Annotated in this window: 2 protein-coding genes; both read left to right on the top strand. The window is 70.1% G+C overall.

All coding sequences use genetic code 11. The features are described 5' to 3' along the window. The coding region (gene istA, locus ACYQ8L_RS18335; protein ID WP_459943265.1) for an IS21 family transposase at nt 1-1,451 on the top strand (1,451 nt) is incomplete at its 5' end. Between the two features lie 38 nt (nt 1,452-1,489). Continuing rightward, a complete protein-coding gene (gene istB / locus ACYQ8L_RS18330) occupies nt 1,490-2,269 on the top strand; it encodes an IS21-like element helper ATPase IstB (RefSeq protein ID WP_459943264.1) in 780 nt (259 codons plus the stop codon). Nucleotides 2,270-2,332: the final 63 nt, after the last annotated feature.

The following is a 2,332-nucleotide window of genomic DNA, read 5'->3' as shown; positions in this document are numbered from 1 at the left end:
CCCACCAGCACGGCTGGCTCGATCCCCAGGCCCCCGTTCCCGACGAGGCCGCCCTGGCCCGTGTGTTGGCCCCCGCCACCGGCCGGGGCCTCCCCGGCGCCGGCTCCCCCCTGGAGTCCCACCGCGACGAGATCACCCGCTGGGTCGAGGCCGGCATCCAGGCCACCACGATCCACGAGGCCCTGTGCCGCAAGCACGGCTACCGCGGCCATTACTCCTCGGTGCGCCGCTTCGTCCGCGGCATCCGGCAGGCCACCCCCCAGGCCACGGTCATGCTCGAGTTCGCCCCCGGCGAGGCCGCCCAGGTCGATTTCGGCAAGGGCCCCACGATCCCCCATCCCATAACCGGCGAGCCCCAGTCCACCTGGGTGTTCGTGATGACGCTCGCCTGGAGCCGCCACCAGTACGCCGAGATCGTCCTCGACCAGAAGGTCGCCACCTGGCTCGCCTGCCACCGCCACGCCTTCGAGTGGTTCGGCGGTGTCCCGGCCCGCCTCATCGTCGACAACGCCAAGTGCGCCATCGTGCGCGCCTGCTACCACGACCCCGAGGTCCAGCGCTCCTATGCCGAGTTCGCCGAGGGCTACGGGGTTCTCATCTCCCCCTGCCCGGTGCGCGAGCCCCAGAAGAAGGGCCGGGTGGAGTCCGCGGTCAAGTACATCAAGCGCTCGTTCCTGCCCTTGCGCGAGTTCCGCTCTCTGGCCGACGCCAACCGCCAACTCCGGGAGTGGATCGTGTCCACGGCCGGGAATCGCTGCCACGGCACCACCCACGAGCGGCCCCTCACCCGCTTTGCCGAGGTCGAGCGCCACGTCCTTCGCCCCCTGCCCGATGTCCCCCCCGTGCCCGCCGTGTGGTCCCGCGCCACGCTCCACGGCAACTGCCACGTCACCTTCGAAAAGGCCTACTACTCCGCCCCCTTTCGCCTCGTGCACCAGGTCCTGTGGCTCCGGGCCGCCCCCTCCACGGTCGAGATCTACCACGACCACGAGCTGGTGGCCTCCCATCCCCGCCTCACCCGCCCCGGCGCCCGCTCCACCGTCCCCGACCACCTGCCCCCCAACGCGCTCGCCTACCAAATGCGTGACCCCCAGTGGTGTCTGGCCAAGGCCCGCGCCACCGGGCCCGCCACCCTCGAGGTCATCGAGCACCTCTTCGCCGACCGGGTCCTCGACCACCTCCGCGCCGCCCAAGGCATCCTGCGCCTCGGCGAGCGCTTCGGCGCCCAACGCCTGGAGGCCGCCTGCCGCCGCGCCCTGCGCTTCGGCGACCCCCGCTACCGCGCCGTGAAAACCATCCTCCACAAGGGCCTCGACCAGGAACCCGAGCCCGAGGAGCCGCCCCCGCTCGCCAAGGCTTACACCGGCGCCGGCCGCTTTTGCCGAGACGCCACCCAGCTCCTGCTGTGGGATCTCCCCCCGTCCCCCTCAACCCCCGACGAGCGCCACTGAGCGCCCCCGTGCCCTCGCTCCCCCAAGGAGAAGACCCCATGAACCCCATGCCCCAACTCGCCCCCCTTCTCAAGCAACTGCGCCTCTCCGGGATCCTCGACTCCCTCGAGGCCCGAAACCGCCAGGCCACCGAAAGCCAACTGTCCTACACCGAGTTCCTCTCCCTGCTCATCCAGGACGAGATCGCCCGCCGCGAGCACAAAAAGCTCGCCCTGCGGTTTCGTCGCGCCGGGTTCCGAGGCGAGAAGACCATCGAGACCTTCGACTTCGCCTTCAACCCCACCGTGAACAAGGCCCTCATCCTCGACGTCGCCACCTGCCGCTTCGTCCACGAGAAGGTCTGCGTCCTCATCGTCGGCCCCACCGGCACCGGCAAAAGCCACCTCGCCCAGGCCATCGGCCACTGCGCCATCCGCCAGGGCCACGACGTGCTCTTTGCCTCCGCCTCCAAGCTCCTCGGCTCCCTCCACGCCGCCCGGGCCACCGACACCTACGAGCGCCGCTTCGCCGCCCTGGCTCGTGTGGACCTGCTTATCATCGACGATTTCGGCCTCAAACCCCTTCGTCCACCCCAGGACGAGGACTTCCACGACCTCATGAACGAGCGCTACGAGAGGGCCGCCACCATCCTCACCAGCAACCTCGATCTCGACGAGTGGGGCCAGGCCTTCCCCAATCGGCTTCTCGGCGCGGCCGCCCTCGATCGGATCCGTCACGGCGCCTACCGGATCGTCCTGGAGGGGCAGAGCTACCGAACCCCCCGGCCGATGCCGGAACCTTCACCCAAGGACGTTGCCCCCGGGCGACGAAAGGGATAGGGTCATCACCACCGAGACCCCTCGGAGCAGGCCGGTTCGCGTGGCTCCATTACGGCGATCATG

This window comes from Deferrisoma palaeochoriense, from assembly GCF_054656955.1.
Note: the sequence above shows the minus strand (reverse complement) of the source record. Positions and strands in the feature narration are given on the sequence as shown.

Coding starts and splice junctions, on each gene's coding strand:
- istB (WP_459943264.1), top strand. CDS start 1,490: ATGAACCCCATGCCCCAACTCGCCCCCCTTCTCAAGCAACTGCGCCTC.